This is a genomic window from Flavobacterium kingsejongi, from assembly GCF_003076475.1.
Lineage (GTDB): Bacteria > Bacteroidota > Bacteroidia > Flavobacteriales > Flavobacteriaceae > Flavobacterium > Flavobacterium kingsejongi.
This window is the reverse complement of sequence record NZ_CP020919.1, coordinates 320202-342221: the sequence shown is the minus strand read 5'-3', so window position 1 is coordinate 342221 and position 22020 is coordinate 320202. Positions and strand designations below refer to the sequence as shown.

Genomic DNA, 22020 nt, shown 5'->3' with positions numbered 1-22020 from the left:
AAATCTCTTTAGAAAATATCGTGCCAAATCTTTTTAAAATTGTTGTCCAATGATAAAATGCGTCTGCCATCCGCTTTTTTGTGTTTCTCCTGGCACCGCATCGAAACCATGTCCGAAGTCAATACCCAATAGTCCAAATGCTGGCATAAATACTCTTAATCCAACTCCGGCAGATCGTTTCAGATCAAATGGGTTGTAGGTTTTAAAAGTGTCAAATGAATTACCAGCTTCCAGGAACGCCAATGCATAAATCGATGCAGCCGGTTTCAAGGTAATCGGGTAACGTAATTCTAAGGAATATTTGTTGTAAATCGTTCCACCATCCTGAGAGGACAGGGATTGATTTGGATACCCTCTAAGCTGGATAACCTCTCTACCATCAAGGGAGTAGTTTGCCAGACCATCACCACCAACGAAGAATCGTTCAAATGGGACTAATCCTCTATTGTGGTTGTAAGCACCCATATAACCGAATTCTCCTAAAGTACGCAAGACTAATTTACCAAAAAGTTTGGTATAATTATCAGCTTTGAATTTTATTTTATAATATTCAAGCCAGTTGAATTTTTTCTGGTCAATTTTAGCCTGATCAGGAGCAGCATCAGCAACGTTGAATACTTTGTTTTTGTTACTGTCAATATAATCACCTGGATTTACGATATTGTTATTTGAATCCTGGTAAGGGGTGTTCTCTACACTTTTTAACTTATATTCTGCCTGGTTCTGTAAGTCCCCATAATTGACACCATTGAATAAAGAGTATGGTAATGTCATTTTTGCACTTACACTAAATTCAGAACCATAGGTTGGGAAGATAGGGTCGAAACCTTTACTGTTCCGGGATAACCCAACAGTATAAGCAAGGTTTTTAGAGTTACCATTTCCAAAGGTAAATAGTCCGGTATTATAGTTTTGCAAATCATAATATTGGAAACTTACCGATTGGGATAAGATGAAGTAATCATCTGGCACAGTCAATTTTTTTGCGATACCAACGGACAAGGATGTAATGTTGAAACTTCTGCTCTTATCAACATCTCTGCTCGAATAGTTATATAAGAACTGTCTACTGTGTGATAAGGATGTAGAGAACTGAACCGGTTTCTTTCCTCCAAACCAAGGCTCGGAAAACGAAAGGCTATAGGTTTGGAAATAGGTACTTCCCTGAAGTCGTAACGATAATTTCTGACCATCTCCCATTGGTAATGGGTGGTATGCTTCTTTTTTGAAGATATTACGGAAGGAGAAATTATTGAACGATAATCCTAAGGTACCGATAAAACCACCGCCACCATAACCACCTTGTAATTCTACCTGGCTGGATCCTTTTTCTACAAGACTGTATTCGATATCTACCGTTCCGGCAGCTGGATCTACATTTTTGAAATCAGGACGTATGGTTTGTGGATCAAAGAAGCTCAATTGTCCAAGCTCACGAATAGTTCGTACCAAAAGTTCTTTGTTGTATTTCTGTCCAGGTTTGGTTCGTAGTTCCCTGTATATTACATGGTCATTAGTCTTGTCGTTACCTACTACAGTAATTTTATTAAAGTAAGCAATAGGGCCTTCTGTGATACGGATTTCGAAATCAATAGTATCGTTTGCAGTACGTACTTCAACGGCATTGATATTAGAGAACAGGTAACCGTTATTCTGGTATAAATTCGTTAAATCTTCCCCGTCTGGTTTGGTTGGATCTGCAATTCTTTTTTGTAATAATACGCCGTTGTATACATCCCCTTTTTTAATACCTAAAAGACGATTCAGACCTTGATCGGTATAAACGGTATTTCCAAGGAATTTGATGTTTCCTACGTAATATTTGTTTCCTTCTTCAAGGTTGATTTTGATATCAAGTTTATCGCTTTTTTTATCATAGCTAACGGAATCCGATACAATACGGGCATCACGGTATCCTTTTTCCTTGTATTTATCGATAAGGGTTGTTAAGTCTTCCTTGTATTTATCTTTTACAAATTTGGAAGATTTGAAGTCTAATTTAAATATACGGAAAGGATTTTTCTCCTTTGTATTTTTCATGGCACTTTTCAGCTTTGCAGCATTGAAAGTTGTGTTGCCAGTAAATTCAATTTTACGGATTTTAACCTTGTCTCCCTTGTCAATATTAACAAGCATTTTTACCTCATTCCCACTTGTAGTATCGGGAATAGTGGTAATGACAACTTTGGTTTTGTAAAAACCATCCTTTTTGTATTTGTTTTCGATATAATTACGTGTAGTCGTAATAAGGTTCTCATTAACAATTTTACCTTTAGTAAGGTTGTTTTCTTTAATAAGCGGTTCTATTTTTGATTTTTTAACACCGGTGATTTTGGTGTCGCTCAGCTTTGGGAGCTCGATGATGTTAAGTTCCAGGAATATAGTATCTCCCTGAACGCGGTCAACATAAAAGTTGATGTCATTAAAAAGGCCTAATTTCCATAGCTTCTTAATGGCATTTGTGATTTCTTCTCCGGGTACCGTAATATGTTGTCCTTTTTCAAGACCGGCGAAGGTAATTATGGTTTGTTCATTGTAGCTGACTTTTCCGGTAACGGCTACGTTACCTAAAATATATTGCCTGCCGTTATCAAAGGATTGATCCTCTTGAGCGTGTGATTGGAAAAAATTCCCTAAAACTACAATGGTGAGTAATAGTTTTATGCTTTTGTTTAACATTAAAAAGTAATTATTTAATTTGTTCACTTGTTTTTCCGAATCGACGTTCTCGTTTTTGATAACTAATGATAGCCTCATATAAATCTTGTTCTCTAAAGTCTGGCCATAAAACATCCGTGAAATATAATTCTGCATAGGCGATCTGCCATAATAGGAAATTACTGATTCTATGTTCGCCACTGGTTCTGATTAATAAATCTACTTCTGGTAAATTTTGCGTGTAAAGATGCTGATTAATAATTAATTCGTCAATAGCGTCTATAGAAATTATATTATTTTTAACTTTACTGCAAATGTTCTTTATTGCCGATACTAACTCCTCGCGAGACCCGTAGCTCAGGGCTAAAGTAAGGGTCATTCTGCTGTTGTTTTTGGTCTTCTCAATCACTTCCAAAAGCTCTTTTTTGGCAGAATTTGGCAATTTTTCAAGATTCCCAATCGAGTTCAGTCGAATGTCATTATTGATTAATGTGGGCAATTCGCTTTTCAGCGATTTGATCAATAATCGCATTAGGGTATCTACTTCTAATTTGGGCCTGTTCCAGTTCTCTGTAGAGAAAGCATATAAGGTAAGATTTTCAATTCCCAACTTGGCACATGATTCTACCACTTCGCGAACAGCTTTCGTGCCGCTCTCATGCCCCAGAGCACGAAGTAATCCTTGTTGCTTGGCCCATCTGCCATTTCCGTCCATAATAATGGCCAGGTGTTTGGGTAAGCGCTCTTTATTAATCGTATTTTTTAAATCCATTTCTTTAATATGAACAATAACAGGGTTTGTTACCGAAGGTATAGGTTAATGTAAATCCGGTAAAAATGTACCAATCATTGCTATTGAGGTTTCCAAACCGCAAGCTTTTATAGGCATCGTTATCCGGATTGCTACCGTCCAGATTATCGGTAAACGTATAGCGTACTCCTGATTCAACACCGAGTACAAAATTATCAGAAATCCTTGCTTTAATCCCCACTGTCATTGGTATGGCTAAACTTTTGTCGTCATCGCTGACTTTTGTTTCGCCGTCAATTACATATAATTGGTCGTAACTAAAATAGCTAAGGCCGGTGTAGACATAGGGAGTAATCAGGAATCCTGAATTATGCAAATTAAAGTCAAAAAAATTAAATTCCAACCCTAATGATAGTTCTTTTATTGAATTTTTGAACTTATAGCCTCTTTGGTTACGGTTGGCCGCTTCGGAATCGATGTCATTGGAAATGATATTGGCCTGGGTGAAGGAGGCTCTCCAGGCATGGCGTGGGCTTCTGTTCCATTTGTATAAAAGCCCTATTGCAAGATCTTTAGGGGCAATGTAAGTCGTAGGTCCTACGTCGCCTACATAATTACTACCACCGGCAAAAATTCCTATTTCGTGGATTTGCGCACTGGCAAAACTAAAGCTAACAAGGCAAAAAAGGAATGATAAAATCTTCGTCATTTAGATGGAAATTGGGTGCAAATATAATAATTCTTACTGCAGATTAACCGGTTTTTAGTTAAAAGACACTATGTCCTGTGTTTCTGTGAGTTTAGAGTTAACGGAAGTTTTACTATAGATAGTATAGGAGTACCCATAAAAAGCCTAATTTCTTTTGTCTTCTCCCCAAAGTAATTTATTTCGGATGGTTTTTAGGAAACTTTCATCCTTAAATTCAATCATATTGATTTTGAAAGGCGCTTTTTTTATCGTCAGGATGGTGTCGTTGCTTACAGTATTGATCCTGGAATCGAGCGAGACAAGGTAATTTTCTTCACGGCCCGAAACTTTTAGCCGTACTTCCGTGTTCTCAGGAATGACCAACGGTCTGGCATTCAGGTTGTGCGGTGCAATAGGCGTAATGATGAGTACTTTGGCATCAGGTGTCACCACAGGGCCGCCACAGCTCAAAGAATATCCGGTAGAACCGGTAGGGGTTGAGATGATGAGTCCGTCTGCCCAGTAGGAATTCAGGTATTCGCCATTTAAATAGGTTTCTATGGAGATCATCGAAGTGGTATCTTTCCTATTGATGGTAACTTCGTTTAGGGCAAAATTCAGATTTTTTAAATTTGGTTTTTTGGGACTAAGATTGAGATTCAGTATCGTCCTGGAAGAGGTTGTGTATTCCTTTGCTAAAACAAGGGTCAGGTATTTTTCGATATTTTCCTTTTGTACTGTGGCCAGAAATCCCAGTCGTCCTGCATTAATCCCTAAGATAGGAATGCCGGAATCGCGTACAAATGTAGCGGCCCGCAGTATGGTGCCATCACCGCCAATACTAATGAGTAAGTCAAAACTTTTGTCGAGGTCTTTATTGGAAGAAAAAGTTGCAGCGTTTTTGGCCAGCAGGATACCATCAGATAAATTATCGTATAGTTTTTTTTCAAAAACAAATTCGACATTATGAGCCTGTAGAAAACTCAGGATTTCATTTAAAATAGATTCTGTGACGCTAAGGTAATATCCGTAAATAGCAACTTTCATTTTAATAAGATTGGAGAGGTGTGTACAACGCGGAGTTGTTTTTTTTTTAAATGTTCAGGTATTTGTCGAGATAGTCGGAGCGTTCCTTCAGGCTGTTGATATAGTTGTCTTCCATGTGCTCGGAGATAATATCATAATTATATCTTCTGAAAGTCTGTATGATCTCGTTAATACTGCCGATACTGATCTTTACAGTAATCTCTACAGTTTCGGAAGTACTGTTTGAAATAAAAAGCCCTAATATTTTCCCACCGTTAGTTTCGATAATTTGCGCTACTTCACTCATGGAAAAATCTAATATTCCTTTTTCTACGACAATAACACCGCCTTGTTCTTTTAGGAAAGGAGTCTCATAGAGGAACTTAATGATGTCATTGATTTCATAATATCCTAAATAAGTATTGTTTTGATCCAACACAGGCATTACATTCGTGTGGTGTCGGGCAAAACCTTCCAGTACATCGAGCCAGGCTGTAGTATTGCGGACAAGAAATCCTTCGAGAATGTAGCGGTATTCGCTTACTTTTTTATCAGCATCGAAAGTCTCTACATCTTCAGCGGCAATGCTGCCCTGGTAGACACCTTCTTCTAAGACAGGGAAATGAGAAAAATCAAGATCACTAAAGAAGTCCTGTATGGTTTCGATAGTGGCACTGCTGTCAATAGGTTTAAAGTCCTGGTTGATGTAATCAGTAATTTCTGTCATAATGGTATCGCTCTAATTGATTGCAAAATAATCAAAATTTAGCAGTAATCAACCTGTTTAACTTTGTATTTTTGCGTAAGACTTCCTGAGAAATAATTTTTTGATCTAAAATAATATACGAAAAAATGACAAAGTTAAGTGTAAATATCAATAAAATTGCCACACTACGAAATGCCAGGGGTGGAAATGTTCCTGATTTACTAAAAGTAGCAGCGGATATTCAGGAATTTGGTGCGCAGGGAATCACCATTCATCCCCGTCCGGACGAACGTCATATTCGGTACCAGGATGCCCGTGATTTAAAATCGGTTGTCTATACAGAATTTAATATTGAGGGAAATCCGGCGCTAAAATTTATTGACCTCGTCCTGGAAGTGAAGCCCGAACAGGTAACACTTGTTCCTGATGCTGATGATGCAATTACATCCAATGCCGGTTGGGATACTGTAAAAAACAAAGCATTCCTAACTGAAATTATTCAGGAATTCAAAAGGCATAATATCAGGACTTCGGTTTTTGTAGATCCTGATCTTGCAATGGTAGAAGGGGCAAAAGAAATAGGGGCAGACAGGATAGAACTGTATACCGAAAGTTTTGCGCATCAATATGGTTTGGGAAATCAAAAAGCAATTTTACCGTATAGTGAAGCTGCAGCTTTAGCGACTTCGTTAGGGCTTGGGGTAAATGCCGGGCACGATCTGAGTTTGGATAATATCCGGTTTTTTAAACAAAATGTCCCTGGCCTGTTGGAAGTGTCCATTGGGCATGCCTTAATTGCAGAAGCACTCTATCTCGGATTGGATAATGTAATTAATGGCTACCTGCACCGACTGAAATAATACAAATGCCAGTTTGATCTGAACTATAAGGATAAATTAATATAATATAAAAGAACATGCTCTATTCAAGAATTGAAGGACAGGGAAAGCCATTGTTGATTTTGCATGGTTTTCTGGGAATGTCCGATAATTGGAAAACATTAGGGACGCAGTTCGCGGCTCAGGGTTTTGAGGTTCACATGCTGGATTTGCGAAATCATGGAAGGAGCTTTCATTCGGATGAGTTTAGCTATGCGGCTATGGTCAGTGATGTGCTTGAATATTGTGAAAGCCACAATTTGCAAACGGTCGATCTGATCGGACATTCTATGGGAGGGAAAGTAGTGATGTTTTTTGCGACTGCCTATCCCGAAAAAGTAGAAAAGCTTATTGTAGCAGATATTGGAGTGAAATATTATCCGCCCCACCATCAGGATATCCTGGAAGGGTTGCAGGCAGTCGATTTTTCAAATAGCCCCGACCGAGGGCAAATTGAAGAGACCCTGAAAGAATACGTTTCCGACTTTGGAACCCGTCAGTTTTTAATGAAAAATGTATATCGTGAAACTCCGGAAAAACTTGCTTTTCGCATGAACCTTCCTGTATTAACTGCTAAAATTGATAGTATAGGAGAAGCCTTGCCAGAGGATGCCGTATTTGAAAAACCAACATTGTTTCTAAGAGGAGACAAGTCCCGGTATATTTTGGATGAAGATTACGAAGGTATTAAATACCACTTTCCAAACATGGAAATAAAAACAGTAAGTAATGCAGGACATTGGCTGCATGCTGAAAATCCAAAAGAATTTTTTGAATATTCCATAGCGTATCTACTGGCCGATTAAGTTTAAATTGGGATAGTATAGTATGAAAAGCCTGTTGCTGTTAAAGTAACAGGCTTTTTTATTTCATCAATGGAGCGCTTTACTATTGATGGTGGATTATAGGGGGCAAATGTTAAAATTAATACAGTTTGCAAAAGAAAATGGGAGTATGATAATTTCATATTTCCTATTTAATCAATAATTATATTATGAACGCATAATATAATAGTCAAAAAAATTGTGTAATTCATATTTTATATTAATTTTGGTATATCGTTTTAAATTAAAAAACTAACAAATTTTAACATTATGAGAAAACTGTTATCTTTATCATTAATGGCTTTGGCAACATCGTCCGTTTTTGCAGGTGGATATCGTGTCAGCTTACAAGGACAGAAACAATTAGCTATGGGTCACACCGGTGTGGCAGTAGTAAATAGTGCGGAATCATTGTTCTTTAACCCGGCAGGTATATCTTTTCTTGAGAATAAATTTAATGTTTCAGTTGGTGGAAATGCACTTTTTGCAAACGTTAAATTTCAAAATGAAACCTATAACTGGAATGCCGAATCCAAAAACGTAGGTACGCCTTTTAGTGTTTATGCTACCTATAAAGTGACCGATTGGTTGTCTGTAGGTCTTGCCGTATATACACCTTATGGAAGTGCAGTAGATTGGGATCAGGATTGGCAAGGATCACATTTGGTGAACAATATTGATCTTGAAGCGATTTATGTGCAGCCTACAATAGCGATAAAAATTAACGATAAGATGAGTATTGCCGGAGGGCCTATTTTTGTTACAGGACATGTGAAACTGAATAAAAATATTGACCGAAGCATGTCGGATGAAAATGGAAATCGTACCGATGTATCTATAGAAGCGAAAGGCGTTACCGCCTGGGGATGGAATGCTGGCTTGATGTTCAATCCAACAGATCATTTAAGAATAGGATTTAATTACCGTTCTGAAATTACTATGGAAGCCCGTGGTGGAGATGCAACTTTTAATGATGTTCCGGCTTATGCACAGGGAACACTGACCAATACAACATTTGATGCAAATCTTCCTTTACCGGCAGAAATCACTGTAGGTTTGTCTTATGAATTTACCAATAAATTATTAGTAGCTTTTGATTATAACAGAACACAATGGGGTGTTTACAAAGACCTTACCGTGCAATTCCATAATGCAGTCGGGACTTCTGTAAATCCAAGAAACTACAAGGATTCTAATGCATACCGTTTTGGTGCACAGTATAAAGCTACTGATAAAGTAGTGGTTCGCGGTGGATACTATATTGATGAGAGCCCGGTTCAGGCTGGTTACTTTGCTCCTGAAACACCACGTAATGATTCAAGAGGATATACTGCTGGTATGACATACCAGTTTAATAAAAGATTCGGTGTAGACCTTTCATTATTATACCTGCATTTCAAACAAACGAATAGTTCTTACGACCACTTCGTGGAAGGCGGTAATGAAGTATCTTTTGGTGGAACGTATAAATCTGCTGTATTTTCACCTGGTGTAGGGATAACATACGGTTTCTAATTTTTTAAAACGATATTCAAATGAAAAATAAATTTATATATTTAGGATTGTTGGCTGCTGGTTTTGTTGTGTCATGCCAACCGGAATTCGATAATGATGTTACCGATGGTTCTTATTCTGCAGGGGAAGCAAATTTTAGTACGTACGTTGCGGTAGGAAATTCACTTACTTCAGGCTATATGGACGGAACCGTTTCCAGAGTAGGTCAGGGGTATTCTTTTCCAAATATCCTGGCAGGACAGTTTCGTCTTGTAGGAGGAGGGGAATTTACACAGCCTTCTTACGCTGATGACGTAAATAACCGTGGTGGCCTTCTTTTAGGAGGCACACAGATTGGGGCGACACGACTGATTATTGATGCATCAGCCGGAGGTCCGGAGCCACTTGCAGGTCTGCCGACCATTGAGGTTTCTAATTTACAGGCAAAAGCCTATAATAATATGGGAGTTCCCGGAGCAAAATCATTTGACTTGCTGGTACCAGGATATGGTAATCTTGCTGGTGTAGCAAATCCTTATTTTGTACGACATGCAACTTCTCCAACAACCACTGTTTTAGCAGATGCTTTATCCAAATCACCAACTTTCTTTACCAACTGGATTGGGAATAATGATGTATTGGCTTATGCAACTTCAGGAGGAACTGGAGTAGATCAGACGGGAAATCCTGACTTTACTTCCTATGGCCCTGATGATATTACAGATCCAACGGCTTTTGCCGGAGTATACACTGCAATAACAGCGCAACTTACAGCTAATGGAGCAAAAGGAGTTGTAGCAACGATTCCGGATGTAGTTTCTATTCCGTTTTTTACAACTGTGCCTTACAATCCTATCACAGCGGCTCTTTTGGCCAGCGCAGGTGACCCAACGGGTGCCGGTACTGTTCAGGCGCTGAATACAAATCTTTATGGTCCTTTAAAACAAATTTTCACAGCTATTGGTGTGGGAGACCGAATCAATCTTTTGTCTGCAACTCAGCCTAATCCTTTATTGATTAAAGATGAGACGTTAGAAAACAAAGGAGCACAAATTGCTGCTGTAGCGGCAACAATCCCTCAGTTAGCGCCATTGGCGGCTTATTTGGGAGCAACCTACGGACAGGCAAGACAGGCAACTTCCAATGATTTGGTGTTGCTGACTACACGTACCGTAATCGGGACAACACCTGCTGATTTGCCAGGCGCAGTGCCGGACGATTTGAAAAAATTCGGGATTACATATCCATTAGAGGATCAGCACATCCTGATTGCTTCAGAAAAACAAGCGGTAGCTGATGCTACGGCAGCGTATAATGCAGCTATTAAATCAATCGCGGCTTCTAAAAATCTTGCTGTAGCAGATATGAATGCCATTTTGGCACAATTGTCCAGCGGATTAAAAGTAGAAGATGGCCAGATTTATACCAGTGACTATTTTAGTGTGGCTTCTGCGAGTACTGTGTTGTTCTCTTTGGATGGGGTGCATCCTAATGCAAGAGGATATGCCGTTATTGCGAATGAAGTGATTAAAGTAATCAATAGTTTTTACAAAGCACATTTGCCATTAGTAAGTGCCGGGAATTATCCTGGAGCTACGATTTTGCCAAGCAATTAATACAGGCGAATCCAAAATAAACTTAAAAAAGCACTGTTCATTCAGTGCTTTTTTTTATTTTTAATAAAATTTAAAAACAAAGATTATGAGATTAATTATCAGAATATTGCTCAGTGCGGTTTTAGTCTATGTATTGGCTAATTTTTTACCGGGTGTTGTTGTCGATGGTTTTAAAACGTCTGTCATTGTCGCTATAGTGTTGGGATTGCTCAATATTTTTATAAAGCCGATCCTGGTGCTTTTTACGCTTCCGGTAACAATTTTAACCTTTGGGCTTTTCCTGCTGGTGATCAATGCGCTAATCATACTTTTATGTGCTGAACTTGTTGATGGTTTCCATGTAAATGGCTGGCTGACGGCTTTGTTATTCAGTGTGATACTTTCTGTTTTTCAATCCATCCTTTTTTCGGTTACAGACGAAAAATAATAAGCGCCATTGGGTAAGCGCCATAAACAATAAAATGACATTGAAATTCAATAAATTAAAAACTTGGTTGGGTTGCAAAAAATTTATAATTTTGCAACCCAATTTTATGCAATAAAAAAAATAAAAATGAATATTACAAAAGAACAAATAGACGCATTAAATGCAGTTGTTACAGTAAATGTTGCAAAAGAAGATTATGCACCTCAGGTAGATAAAGCATTACAGGCCTATGCTAAGACAGCGAATATTCCTGGTTTTAGAAAAGGGGCTGTGCCAATGAGTTTGATACAAAAACAATATGGTAAAACAGTTCTTTTGGAAGAAGTAAACAAAGTGCTTCAATCCTCCCTGAACCGTTACCTTGCTGAGGAAAAATTAGATATATTAGGGAATCCGCTTCCTAAAATTGATGAGAACTTCAATTGGGATGCTGAGAACTTCAGCTTTCAGTTTGAATTAGGACTGGCTCCGGAATTCAAAGTAGATCTTGATGCTAAAAATAAAATTACCCACTATAAGATAGTTGCTGACGATACACTTATTGATGAGCAGGTAGCCCGTATCCAAAAACAATTTGGAAAACTGATCTCTAAAGATGCAGTAGAGCAGGAAGATGATATCAGAGGTGTTTTCTCCAATGAAGAAAAAGGGATAAATGCAGAAGCAAATATCACTCTGGATATTTTTAAAGACAAAAAGGCAGCTAAAAAATTCATCGGGAAAAAAGTAGGTGATGTAGTGACATTAAAAACCAAAGGTCTTTTTGATGATGATCATAAATTGATGGATTATCTTAAAGTATCCCACGACGATGTTCACGGACTGGATGTTGAAGTAGACTTTACAATTGAAGAAATCAACACTTCTGAAAAAGCAGAACTAAACCAGGAATTGTTTGATAAATTATTCGGTGAAGGCAATGTAGCTTCTTTAGAAGAATTGAAAGCTAAAATCAAGGAAGATGCTGAAAATCAGTTCGCAACACAGGCAGATCAGAAATTCCTGAACGATGCAACAGAGCATTTATTAAGCAATACAAAATTTGACCTTCCTTCTGAATTCCTAAAAAAATGGATACAAACAGTAGGTGAGGCACCATTAACTCCAGAGCAGGCGGAAGCAGAATATGCAAGATCTGAAAATGGATTGCGTTACCAATTGATCGAAGGAAGAGTAATGGCAGATAATAACCTTCAGATTACTTTTGAAGACCTTAAAGCTTTTACTTCTGAAGTGATTAAAAAGCAAATGGTACAATTCGGACAGCTGAACCCGACACCGGAAGAAGTAGAAGGTATTGTGGCACGGGTTTTGTCTAATCAGGAAGAAGTTAAAAGACTTTCAGAGCAGGTAATGAGCGAAAAAATGCTTTCTCTTTTTAAAGAAAAACTAAAAGCGAAAACAAAAGAAGTTACTTATCAGAATTTTATTAAAGAATCCTACGGAGAATAATCAATAAAAAAATCTGTATATTTGAGCGTCTGACCCCTGGGTACAGACGCTCATTTCTGTTTAAAAGATAAGATGATTTTAATATATCTTTAATAAGATTATCGCTTTGAAACGACTAACTTTTGCACTTTAATTTTAAAACCAAAAAACATGAATTACGGTAAAGAATTTAAAAAATATGCTACTAAGCATCACGGAATAAACAATCTCTATTATGATAAAATCGTCAATGCTGTAACTCCAATGGGGATGACGCCTTACATTATGGAAGAACGTCAGATGAATGTTTCGCAACTGGATGTTTTTTCCAGATTGATGATGGACAGGATTATTTTCCTGGGAACGGGTATTGATGACCAGATTGCTAATATCGTTCAGGCGCAATTGTTATTCCTGGAAAGTACAGATGCTTCCAAAGACATTCAGATCTATATTAACTCCCCGGGTGGAAGTGTATATGCTGGTTTGGGAATCTATGATACCATGCAGTATATCAAACCGGATGTAGCGACAATCTGTACCGGTATGGCAGCTTCTATGGGAGCGGTATTATTGTGCGCAGGTGCCGAAGGGAAACGTTCTGCATTACCACATTCCAGAGTAATGATCCACCAGCCTTCAGGAGGTGCGCAAGGGGTAGCTACCGATATGGAAATTAACCTGCGTGAGATGTTGAAACTGAAAAATGAATTGTACGAAATTATTGCAAAACATTCCGGACAAACTTTTGAAAGAGTACACAAGGATAGCGAAAGAGATTACTGGATGATCTCTGATGAAGCAAAAGAATACGGAATGATTGATGAAGTTTTAAGAAGAGAAAAAAAATAAAGGAAACCACTATCGGGGCATTGCAATTACTGTAGCTCCGATTGTGTTTTTGTCAAAAAAGAATATATGGCTAAAGAAGTTTTAGAGTGTTCATTTTGTGGAAGAAAAAAGCCAGAGACCAATTTGTTGATTGCAGGAAATAATACCCACATTTGTGATCGTTGTATCGAGCAGGCGCATGGTATTGTGCTGGAAGAACTGAAGCAATCCGGTAATGCGGATTTGGCTTTGGATTTTGATCTTAAAAAACCAAAAGAAATCAGGGCTTTCCTGGATCAGTATGTAATTGGGCAGGACCAAACTAAAAAAGTACTGTCTGTTGCGGTGTACAATCATTACAAACGTCTGATGCAGCAAAAGCATGATGATGAGGTAGAGATTGAAAAAAGTAATATCCTGATGGTAGGGCAAACGGGAACCGGTAAAACGCTTGTGGCTAAAACCATAGCGAAAATGCTGAATGTACCGCTTACTATCGTAGATGCTACCGTGCTTACTGAAGCAGGTTATGTAGGAGAAGATGTGGAAAGCATACTGACACGATTACTGCAGGTTGCCGATTATGATGTCGAAAAGGCAGAAAGAGGAATTGTTTTTATTGATGAAATTGATAAAATTGCCCGTAAGAGCGACAACCCTTCTATCACACGTGACGTATCCGGAGAAGGAGTGCAGCAGGCATTGCTGAAATTGCTTGAGGGAACTGTTGTTAACGTACCACCTAAGGGAGGGCGCAAGCATCCGGACCAAAAGTTCATTGAGGTGAATACACAGGATATCCTGTTCATAGCCGGTGGTGCTTTTGATGGTATCGAACGCGTTATTTCCAAACGACTGAACCGTCAGGCGGTAGGATACAGCTCTTCTAAAAACAATGATTCCATAGACAAAGACAACCTGTTGCAATACATCACGCCAAAAGACGTGAAGGACTTTGGACTGATTCCTGAAATTATTGGACGTCTACCGGTATTAACCCACATGGATCCTTTGGATAAAGAGACCCTGAGAGCGATACTTACGGAACCTAAAAATGCATTGATCAAGCAGTATAAGAAACTGTTTGCCATGGATGATGTTGATTTTACAATTTCCAATGATGCATTAGACTATATTGTAGATAAAGCATTAGAATATAAACTGGGAGCCCGTGGACTGCGTTCGCTATGTGAAGCAATCCTGAATGAAGCAATGTATGAACTGCCAAGTTCTGAGGATAAAGAGTTATTTATCGATAGGAATTATGTCGAAGATCATCTTAATAAAAACCTGTTGAAAAGGCTGAAAGCCGTTTCTTAAATCAGGTTTATGTAGTATAAAAAAAAGGGGCTGTCATTTGACAGCCTCTTTTTTTGTTTAAATAGTTTCTGTGGAATGCTGTAATTCTTTCAGCTGATCCAGGTAATGCCTTTCATTGGAAAGCCTTGGTATTTTATGCTGACCTCCGAGTTTTCCCTGGTTTTTTAGCCAGTCATAGAATAAATCTTTTCGGGCAATATTGATGATGGGCGGATTTAAGGTCATGTTGTTGGTGCGTTTTGCTTCATAATCGGAATTATGGGCTTTTAGGTTTTCGTCCAGGACGTGGTGAAAAATAGCAATGTCTTCCGGAACTTTACGGAATTCAATCATCCATTCGTGAGCCCCTTTTTCCCGGCCTTCCATAAAAATAGGCGCTACGGTATAATCCAGCACTTCGGTATTGGTTTCCTTACAGGCTTTGGCGATGGCTTTATCGGTATTTTCGATCATAAGCTCTTCCCCAAAGACGTTGATATGGTGTTTGGTTCTTCCGGTGACCTTAATGCGGTAGGGATCGACAGAGGTAAAGCGTACGGTATCTCCAATCAGGTAACGCCAAAGCCCGGCATTGGTAGTGATGACTACGGCATAGTTGCGGTTCACCTGTACTTCGGATAAACGCACAACCACTTGTTCGGGTGTGCCAAAGGAATCCATAGGGATGAATTCGTAAAAGATACCATAGTCCAGCATCAGTAATAATTCGTCGGAATTGTTAAGATCCTGAATTGCGAAAAAGCCTTCGGAAGCATTATAGATTTCATAATAATTGAAACTGCTGCTTGGGATAATCTTTTTGTATTGCTCGCGGTAGGGATTAAAGCTTACGCCACCATGAAAGTAAACTTCGGCATTGGGCCATATTTCCAGCAAATCACCTTTTCCGGTTTCTTCGAGTGCTTTATTCAGTAATACCATCATCCAGGAAGGGACTCCGGCAAAGCTGGTCACATTTTCCTGTATCGTTTCCCGTACAATAGCACCGAGTTTAATCTCCCAATCGCTCATCAGGGAAACCTTATTGCTGGGCGTGCTGCTAAATTCGGCCCATATCGGCATGTTTTCGATCAATATGGCAGACAGGTCCCCAAAGAAACTGTTATTGTCTTCATAGAGCTGTTTGCTGCCGCCAAGGCGTAAACTTTTCCCGGTGAACAGTTGGGAGTTCTCATTATTGTTCAGGTAAAGGGAAAGCAGGTCTTTTGCAGCCTTGTAATGGCAGTCTTCAAGGGCTTCCATGCTTACCGGGATAAACTTGCTTTTGGCATTGGTAGTGCCGCTTGATTTGGCAAACCATTTAATGGATGTGGGCCAGATGACATTTTGTTCCCCTTTTCGGGTTCTTTCAATCAGCGGTTCCAGGTCTTCATAGGTCGCTATGGGCAGCCGTTCTGAGAAAGTCTGGTAGGTTTTAATGGAACTAAAGTCATATTCCTTTCCCAAGTCCGTGTTTTCGGCAATTCGTATCAGGCTGAACAGTAGTTCTTCCTGTACTTCATTCGGATATTTCTGAAACAATTCGATTTGATGAATTCGTTTTTTTAAAATCCAGGATGCAATCGAATTGATGATAGGTAATGCCATTTTAGTATCTTTGTTGGCTATAAAAATAAGAAAATTTCCCGATGCAATACGAAGGTGTACTCACAAAAATGCAAACTGAATTCGGATCCCCGATCCAATATTATATGATTTTTGAAAATAGCTTTTTAAATGTGAATCAGCTATTGGACAAAACGATTGAGATTAGTTTTTCCGGCTATCAGTGCCTGAACTGTAATAAGAAGAAAAAAATATTCCGTCAGGGGTTTTGTTATGATTGTTTTTACAGCAGCCCTGCAGTGGGAGACTGGATTATGCGACCGGAACTGAGTACGGCACATTTAGGCATTGCCGACCGTGACCTGGACTATGAATCCAGGGTACAGCTGCAACCGCATATTGTCTATCTGGCATTGTCCTGTGAAGTGAAAGTAGGGGTGACGCGCAAAACCCAGGTACCCACGCGATGGATTGACCAGGGAGCTTCGGAGGCCATTACGGTGCTGGAACTGCCCAATCGTTATCTGGCGGGGATTACCGAGGTGGCTCTAAAGGAGCATTTTTCCGATAAGACCAACTGGCGTAAGATGCTGACCAATGATATTTTGTGTATCCACCTTCCGGATGAAAAAGCGCGATTGGAAGAACTGATTCCGGATGAGGTTAAAGAATTCTTTGATTTGGCACATCAGGATCATTATGTTTTTGATTATCCGGTTTTGCAATATCCTAAAAAAGTGACTAGCCTGAATTTAGAGAAAACGAATGTTTTTACAGGTAAACTGAAAGGCATCAAAGGACAATACCTGCTATTTGAAGATGGGACTGTCTTTAATGTCCGTAATGCCGAGGGATATGTGGTGACGATTTCAGTTTAATCATAATTTCACCACACGACCTTTTCACAATAGCCCCGATGCAAGGGAAAATCCTCCCGGCTTTTCCGGGAGATTTGGAAAGGTAGCGGGAATTACCTCAATCCAAAAACGCCAGCCTTTTGCTCCTGCCTATTAAAATAGTGCCAGCCTTTTCTATAGGCGTGTTTTAATCTTCTACAGGTGTGGATTCAATTGCTATAGGCGTGTTTTAACCTTCTATAGGTGTGGATTCAGTTGCTATAGGTGTGTTTTAACCTTCTATAGGTGTGGATTCAGTTGCTATAGGTGTGTTTTTATTTTCTGTAGGTGTGGATCATATTTCGGAGTATACGTATGAAGTAACTATAAGTTGGCCTGTAACATTTTGTGTTACAGTCCATTTTTATTCTATTGACTTTTTAACAGCAGATTATTCTTTTTTCTTTTTACCGAATAATCCTTTTATCGCTTCTGCGGCTTTTGTTTTAACATCTTCTTTTGGGGTTGTGGTAGTGGTTTTTGCGGTGTCTTTTTTGGTGTTATTCAGCAGGTTGCTTAAAGCTGAAGTACCCTGGTTGATCAGCTTGTCTTTTTGTTGTTTTACGAGCTGGTTGGCCAGATTGGTCACTGCAGTCTGGATATCAGTGGTGATTTTCGGGCTTTTGAAATTACCGGTTACGATAGCATTGACCGGAATGTTCTGCAATTTACCGGCATCTGCTGCACTCAAGGAGGATAATACCTTATTGGCTTCTGTTCCCAGGTATTTTGCCGGAACGTCAAATTTAAGGTTGTAGTTCATCGTCTGGTCAAAACCGTGTTGCCCGCCAACGGTAACTTTGATATCCTGGTATTTGATATCGAAAGGTTTGACATCGACTTTACCATCATGAAAAGTCAGGTGGGTTTTGATGTCATTCAGGTTGATCTTGTTGGGATCGATGAATTTTATTTTACTGGTCAAAGCGGTAAGCACATCCGAATTGCTGGAATTTATAGTCGTGGATAACAATTGCCCGATCAGGTCTCCGGAGAGCGTTTTCAGGTCCGGGGTCATTTCCTTAGCGTCCAGTGTACCATTGACTTTGATCGTCGAGTTCAGTTTCCCGTTGATAATCCCGGCAATAGGCGCGATGGATTTCAACATGTCCAGTTGTGTAAAGGATTGTGCGATATCGACGGTATTGAGCCCTAAATCCATAGTAAATGTAGGGACTTTGTTTTTGGTGGATACCAGGCCATCGGCCGTTATTTTTCCTCCGAAAATGGAAGTTTTGATGTTTTCAAGTTTCACAGCTTCATCCCGGATGATCATTTTTCCGGATACGTCTTTTAACGTCAGGTTGTCGTATACGACTGTGTTGGCTTTTGCTGTAATGGTACAATCGAGGAAAGCTGGAATCTTAACGGCTTCTTTGGTTGCTGTTGTGGCTTTTGGGGCCTGTTTTTCCGATCCTTTGGTGGTTGTCGCTACAGGGACCGGGGTAGGAGCCATAAAATCAGCAATCAGCAATTGGTTCGCATTCAGGTTAAAATTCCCTTTCAGGATTTGTTTTTTGAACAGGAAGCCATAGAAATTGTCCAGTGTCCCGGTAATAGCCATGTCGGATTGTCCGGTTTTGGCATCAAACTGGTTCAGGCGTACCTGGTTGGGATTGAACTGAATCGCGGCTTGTGTGATCTGGATGGGTTTTGCCAGTTCAGGACCGGAATAGTTGAAACCGGTAAGGGTCAGGTTTCCGGAGTTCTGCATGTTTTGGTACTGGCTGGTTTCTACAGACTTCATATCAAACTTGGTCACGATATTGGCTTTTAGTATCCCGGAAAGTGGGGTGTCTAATTTTAGCGGATAGGCTTTGGTGACATTGGCCAGGTTAATCGTTCCGTTGAGGTTGGCATCGACCAATGCATTTTCGGCTACATTCCTGATGCTTGCTTTTGCATTGAAAACATCCTGGTCAATACGGAAGGATAGCTTGTCGAGGTTGATATAAGTGTCATTCATCAGTCCGGTTTCGTTGATGATTTTGGTGTCAATCACAATATTGTTGACCGATTTTGGAAGGTCCGGATATTGGAAAGAAGCATTGTTGGACGCAATGGCTACATTGAATTTCGGGATAGTGGTATCGGTCAATGTACCGTTGACCTTTCCGTTGATGGTAAAGTCACCGGTTGTTTTTACCGTATTCAGGTTTCCGGCATAGGCTGCAGGCACAAGCCCCAGGAAGTTTTTGAAAGAAGAAGTTGGTGTTTTAAATGCCAGGTCGTATTGCTGCCCGGTTTCAAGCAGTTGTATAAAACCATCGAACTCCAACGGCAATTGGTTGATCAGGGCTTTGTTTTCCTTGAAGGTATATTTGTTGTTTTCCAGGTCTATAGCCAGGACAGCATCTAAAGAAAGGGCTACATTTTTCATGTAATTCATCTTGTCCATGTCCAGGGATATTTTGGCGGTAGAGGTGGTAATCAGGTCCAGTTTGGAGGCGGCAAAATCTCCGGTTCCCTTATGGTTCAGGCTATCAATGACCAGGTTGATTTTGGAACGTGCATCGTAATACCGAAAGTGTAGGTTTTCGATATCGTAATTTTTAATACGCATCGCAAAAGGTTTGCTTTCGGAAGTATCCCCCGATTTGGTATCGTCTTTTTTCAGGGCGATGTCAAAATTACCCAGGCCATCCTTATTGAAGAGGATATTGATTTTAGCATTTTTAGAAGTTATGGCGTCAATGTTCATCGGTTCGGTCTCGCCTTTGAATAATTCTTTTACCGACATATTCAGATTCAGTTCTCCCATATATACTAAAGTATCGCCTGCAAAAGGTGCTTTGTTGATGATGCTTAGCTTTTGGATATTGACACTGGCTTTCGGGAAGTTGCGGAAGAGGCTCAGGTCGACGGCTTCAAAGGCTACTTTGGCATCGAGATTATCATTGATGGTTTTGACGATCATAGCCTTGATTTTGTCCTTGAACAAAAAAGGGGCAGCGGCTAAAGCGATGATAACAACCAGTAAAAAAATACCGATTCCTTTTAGGATTTTCTTTAACATAAGTCTGTTTTTTCAGTAGTTATAGGTGTATTTTAAAACCGGGGTGATTCTAAAATTACGGATTTGTATAAAACAAAAGCAAGGCCCGAAGACCCTGCTGAAGATACAAATATAATTGTAACAAAGGAAGACCCAAGGCTATAACAATTAATTAATATTTAATTCGAAGGGCATAACTGCCTGAGCACCTGTTTGTGTACTCATTCTTCGGATTTGCTCAATGATTCTGTAGTTCTCATCACCCACTTCCTGTTTGATCAGGCTTTCACGGGATTGCATGAAAGGAAGGCTACCGAACATATCAGAAATGTTTTTTTCATATTCCGGATAGTTTTCCGTTTTGTATTTTTTGATTTTAGCCAATGATGCCGCTTCTTTCAGGGCTTCATCCATACCGCCAATTTTATCGACCAGTCCAATTTTTAATGCTTCGGCTCCAGTCCATACACGGCCTTGTGCAATAGCATCGACCTGGTCAAAAGTCATTTTTCGTCCGGCAGCTACACGGTTTACAAAAACATTGTAAATGTGTTCTACACCTTCCTGGGTTATCGCCCTGTAGTTTTCGGTCAATGGAGAGAAAACGCTATATCCGGCAGCATTTTTATGGGTGCTGACCTGTTGGGTATGGATTCCGATTTTATTGGTTAGTTGCGAGAAATTCGGTAATGTCCCAAAAACGCCGATAGACCCGGTAATTGTATTTTCTTCTGCGAAAATTTTGTTGGCATTACAGGCAATATAGTAGCCTCCTGAAGCTGCAAGGTTCCCCATAGACACAACTACAGGTTTTACTTTTTTGGTGATTTCGATTTCCCTCCAGATCAGGTCGGAAGTCAGGGCGCTACCACCCGGGCTATCAATACGCAATACGATTGCTTTTACTTTGTCATTGTTCCGGGCTTCTTCCAGTGCCCTGCGCATCGAACCTTCGCCGATAATATTAAGGTCGCCTTCACCACCTACAATTGTTCCCTGTGCGTAGATAATAGCGATGATATCTTTGGAGCTGCCTACATTTGCTGTGGTAGCTACTTTTTCGGCATAATCTGCAATACTGATTTTATTGTATTCTTCCTTGGCATCAACATTTAATGCTTTTCGGATTCCGGCATGGTATTCGTCTTCGTAGGCAATTTTGTCGATCAGGTGTTTGGCTTTGGCCATTTCCGGAGTCCGGGCACCCAGGTTATCCGCGATAGCATTCAGGCTGTCGATTGGAATTTTTCGGCTAATGGAAATGTCTTTCACCACAGAGTTCCATACAGAATTCAGCAATGCTGTGATCTGTTCGCGATTGGCTTCACTCATTTCATTGGCCAGGTAAGGCTCTACCGCACTTTTATATTTTCCATGACGGATGACTTCCATTTTGAGGCCTGTTTTTTCCTGGAAGTCTTTGTAGAACATCACTTCGGAAGAAAGTCCTTTAAAGTCGAGTTGGCCTACCGGATTCAGGTAGATGGTATCGGCTATGGAATTCAGGTAATATTCTTTCTGGCTGTAACCGTTGGAATAGGACACGATAAATTTCTTTGATTTTTTGAAATCCTCCAGGGCATCGCGGAGGGCTTTGCTTTGTGCCATGCCTAAAGAGGACATGGAGTTGAGGATGGATATCCCTTTGATATTTTTGTCGGTCTTCGCATTTTTGATGGCGAGGATAACATCGGAGAGGCCGTTGTGTGCCGCTTCGTAGTAACCAATATCTTTGTAATTGAATTTACCGGCATAATCATTCGTGATTTTTTCCAGATCCAGTTCAATAACGGAGTTGCTTTGGAGGCTGACCTTCTCGGAATTTCCTCCAAAAACGGCTGCAAGTATTACGATTCCAAAAAAAGTCAACATTAAAAAGACAAAAATCCCGATAACGGTTGACAAAACATTTCCTAAAAATTTCATAGTAGCTT

The 22020-nt window shown here is 39.8% G+C and carries 17 protein-coding genes; 9 read left to right on the top strand and 8 right to left on the bottom strand.

The window, feature by feature from the left end; all coding sequences use genetic code 11:
• Positions 1-33: 33 nt before the first annotated feature.
• From FK004_RS01575 to FK004_RS01555, 5 genes are all read right to left on the bottom strand, one after another.
• Complete coding sequence (locus FK004_RS01575) at positions 34-2679, bottom strand: BamA/OMP85 family outer membrane protein (RefSeq protein ID WP_420358884.1); 2646 nt, start codon at positions 2677-2679, stop codon at positions 34-36.
• Positions 2680-2689: 10 nt separating this feature from the next.
• Positions 2690-3430: an isoprenyl transferase gene (locus FK004_RS01570; protein ID WP_108735661.1), complete on the bottom strand. Its 741-nt coding sequence runs from the start codon at positions 3428-3430 to the stop codon at positions 2690-2692.
• 4 nt (positions 3431-3434) lie between these two features.
• Entirely contained in the window at positions 3435-4118 is a 684-nt protein-coding gene (porG, locus tag FK004_RS01565; protein ID WP_108735660.1) for a type IX secretion system protein PorG, read from the bottom strand.
• 144 nt (positions 4119-4262) lie between these two features.
• The gene (locus tag FK004_RS01560) at positions 4263-5144 is read right to left on the bottom strand and encodes an NAD kinase (protein ID WP_108735659.1); all 882 of its coding nucleotides are present in this window, start codon (positions 5142-5144) and stop codon (positions 4263-4265) included.
• A 46-nt stretch (positions 5145-5190) separates the two neighbouring features.
• The gene (locus FK004_RS01555) at positions 5191-5850 is read right to left on the bottom strand and encodes a CBS domain-containing protein (protein ID WP_108735658.1); all 660 of its coding nucleotides are present in this window, start codon (positions 5848-5850) and stop codon (positions 5191-5193) included.
• Between the two features lie 125 nt (positions 5851-5975).
• Here FK004_RS01555 and FK004_RS01550 point away from each other — a divergent pair, with 125 nt between their 5' ends.
• From FK004_RS01550 to clpX, 8 genes are all read left to right on the top strand, one after another.
• The gene (locus FK004_RS01550; protein ID WP_108735657.1) at positions 5976-6689 is read left to right on the top strand and encodes a pyridoxine 5'-phosphate synthase; all 714 of its coding nucleotides are present in this window, start codon (positions 5976-5978) and stop codon (positions 6687-6689) included.
• Positions 6690-6745: 56 nt separating this feature from the next.
• Positions 6746-7513 carry an alpha/beta fold hydrolase gene (locus tag FK004_RS01545; protein WP_108735656.1) on the top strand — a complete coding sequence of 256 codons (768 nt, stop codon included), beginning with the start codon at positions 6746-6748 and terminating at the stop codon, positions 7511-7513.
• 288 nt (positions 7514-7801) lie between these two features.
• The gene (locus FK004_RS01540; protein WP_193844348.1) at positions 7802-9046 is read left to right on the top strand and encodes an OmpP1/FadL family transporter; all 1245 of its coding nucleotides are present in this window, start codon (positions 7802-7804) and stop codon (positions 9044-9046) included.
• A 20-nt stretch (positions 9047-9066) separates the two neighbouring features.
• The gene (locus FK004_RS01535) at positions 9067-10641 is read left to right on the top strand and encodes a G-D-S-L family lipolytic protein (RefSeq protein ID WP_108735654.1); all 1575 of its coding nucleotides are present in this window, start codon (positions 9067-9069) and stop codon (positions 10639-10641) included.
• Positions 10642-10726: 85 nt separating this feature from the next.
• Positions 10727-11068 (top strand): phage holin family protein, encoded by a 342-nt coding sequence (locus FK004_RS01530; protein ID WP_108735653.1) that lies wholly within the window; start codon positions 10727-10729, stop codon positions 11066-11068.
• Between the two features lie 126 nt (positions 11069-11194).
• A complete protein-coding gene (gene tig / locus FK004_RS01525) occupies positions 11195-12520 on the top strand; it encodes a trigger factor (RefSeq protein WP_108738716.1) in 1326 nt (441 codons plus the stop codon).
• Positions 12521-12670: 150 nt separating this feature from the next.
• Positions 12671-13351 carry an ATP-dependent Clp endopeptidase proteolytic subunit ClpP gene (gene clpP, locus FK004_RS01520; RefSeq protein ID WP_108735652.1) on the top strand — a complete coding sequence of 227 codons (681 nt, stop codon included), beginning with the start codon at positions 12671-12673 and terminating at the stop codon, positions 13349-13351.
• A gap of 66 nt (positions 13352-13417) precedes the next feature.
• Complete coding sequence (clpX, locus tag FK004_RS01515) at positions 13418-14650, top strand: ATP-dependent Clp protease ATP-binding subunit ClpX (protein WP_108735651.1); 1233 nt, start codon at positions 13418-13420, stop codon at positions 14648-14650.
• Between the two features lie 57 nt (positions 14651-14707).
• Here the strand turns inward: clpX and FK004_RS01510 are convergent, their stop codons facing one another.
• On the bottom strand, positions 14708-16237 hold the full coding sequence (locus FK004_RS01510) for a GH3 auxin-responsive promoter family protein (protein WP_108735650.1): 1530 nt from the start codon (positions 16235-16237) through the stop codon (positions 14708-14710).
• A 41-nt stretch (positions 16238-16278) separates the two neighbouring features.
• Between FK004_RS01510 and FK004_RS01505 the strand changes: the two genes are divergently transcribed.
• Entirely contained in the window at positions 16279-17073 is a 795-nt protein-coding gene (locus tag FK004_RS01505) for a DUF2797 domain-containing protein (RefSeq protein ID WP_108735649.1), read from the top strand.
• A gap of 409 nt (positions 17074-17482) precedes the next feature.
• On the opposite strand, the gene FK004_RS01500 is transcribed toward FK004_RS01505, so the two are convergent.
• Positions 17483-20107 (bottom strand): AsmA family protein, encoded by a 2625-nt coding sequence (locus FK004_RS01500; RefSeq protein ID WP_108735648.1) that lies wholly within the window; start codon positions 20105-20107, stop codon positions 17483-17485.
• Between the two features lie 147 nt (positions 20108-20254).
• Positions 20255-22012, bottom strand: coding sequence for a signal peptide peptidase SppA (gene sppA, locus FK004_RS01495; RefSeq protein ID WP_108738715.1), 1758 nt, complete (start codon positions 22010-22012; stop codon positions 20255-20257).
• Positions 22013-22020: the final 8 nt, after the last annotated feature.

What these genes read in the sequence shown, in the direction of transcription:
- FK004_RS01500 (WP_108735648.1), bottom strand. Translation starts at nt 20,107, where the DNA reads ATGTTAAAGAAAATCCTAAAAGGAATCGGTATTTTTTTACTGGTTGTT.
- FK004_RS01505 (WP_108735649.1), top strand. Translation starts at nt 16,279, where the DNA reads ATGCAATACGAAGGTGTACTCACAAAAATGCAAACTGAATTCGGATCC.
- FK004_RS01535 (WP_108735654.1), top strand. Translation starts at nt 9,067, where the DNA reads ATGAAAAATAAATTTATATATTTAGGATTGTTGGCTGCTGGTTTTGTT.
- FK004_RS01555 (WP_108735658.1), bottom strand. Translation starts at nt 5,850, where the DNA reads ATGACAGAAATTACTGATTACATCAACCAGGACTTTAAACCTATTGAC.
- FK004_RS01530 (WP_108735653.1), top strand. Translation starts at nt 10,727, where the DNA reads ATGAGATTAATTATCAGAATATTGCTCAGTGCGGTTTTAGTCTATGTA.
- clpP (WP_108735652.1), top strand. Translation starts at nt 12,671, where the DNA reads ATGAATTACGGTAAAGAATTTAAAAAATATGCTACTAAGCATCACGGA.
- sppA (WP_108738715.1), bottom strand. Translation starts at nt 22,012, where the DNA reads ATGAAATTTTTAGGAAATGTTTTGTCAACCGTTATCGGGATTTTTGTC.
- FK004_RS01540 (WP_193844348.1), top strand. Translation starts at nt 7,802, where the DNA reads ATGAGAAAACTGTTATCTTTATCATTAATGGCTTTGGCAACATCGTCC.
- clpX (WP_108735651.1), top strand. Translation starts at nt 13,418, where the DNA reads ATGGCTAAAGAAGTTTTAGAGTGTTCATTTTGTGGAAGAAAAAAGCCA.
- FK004_RS01560 (WP_108735659.1), bottom strand. Translation starts at nt 5,144, where the DNA reads ATGAAAGTTGCTATTTACGGATATTACCTTAGCGTCACAGAATCTATT.
- FK004_RS01570 (WP_108735661.1), bottom strand. Translation starts at nt 3,430, where the DNA reads ATGGATTTAAAAAATACGATTAATAAAGAGCGCTTACCCAAACACCTG.
- FK004_RS01545 (WP_108735656.1), top strand. Translation starts at nt 6,746, where the DNA reads ATGCTCTATTCAAGAATTGAAGGACAGGGAAAGCCATTGTTGATTTTG.
- FK004_RS01575 (WP_420358884.1), bottom strand. Translation starts at nt 2,679, where the DNA reads ATGTTAAACAAAAGCATAAAACTATTACTCACCATTGTAGTTTTAGGG.
- FK004_RS01550 (WP_108735657.1), top strand. Translation starts at nt 5,976, where the DNA reads ATGACAAAGTTAAGTGTAAATATCAATAAAATTGCCACACTACGAAAT.
- tig (WP_108738716.1), top strand. Translation starts at nt 11,195, where the DNA reads ATGAATATTACAAAAGAACAAATAGACGCATTAAATGCAGTTGTTACA.
- porG (WP_108735660.1), bottom strand. Translation starts at nt 4,118, where the DNA reads ATGACGAAGATTTTATCATTCCTTTTTTGCCTTGTTAGCTTTAGTTTT.
- FK004_RS01510 (WP_108735650.1), bottom strand. Translation starts at nt 16,237, where the DNA reads ATGGCATTACCTATCATCAATTCGATTGCATCCTGGATTTTAAAAAAA.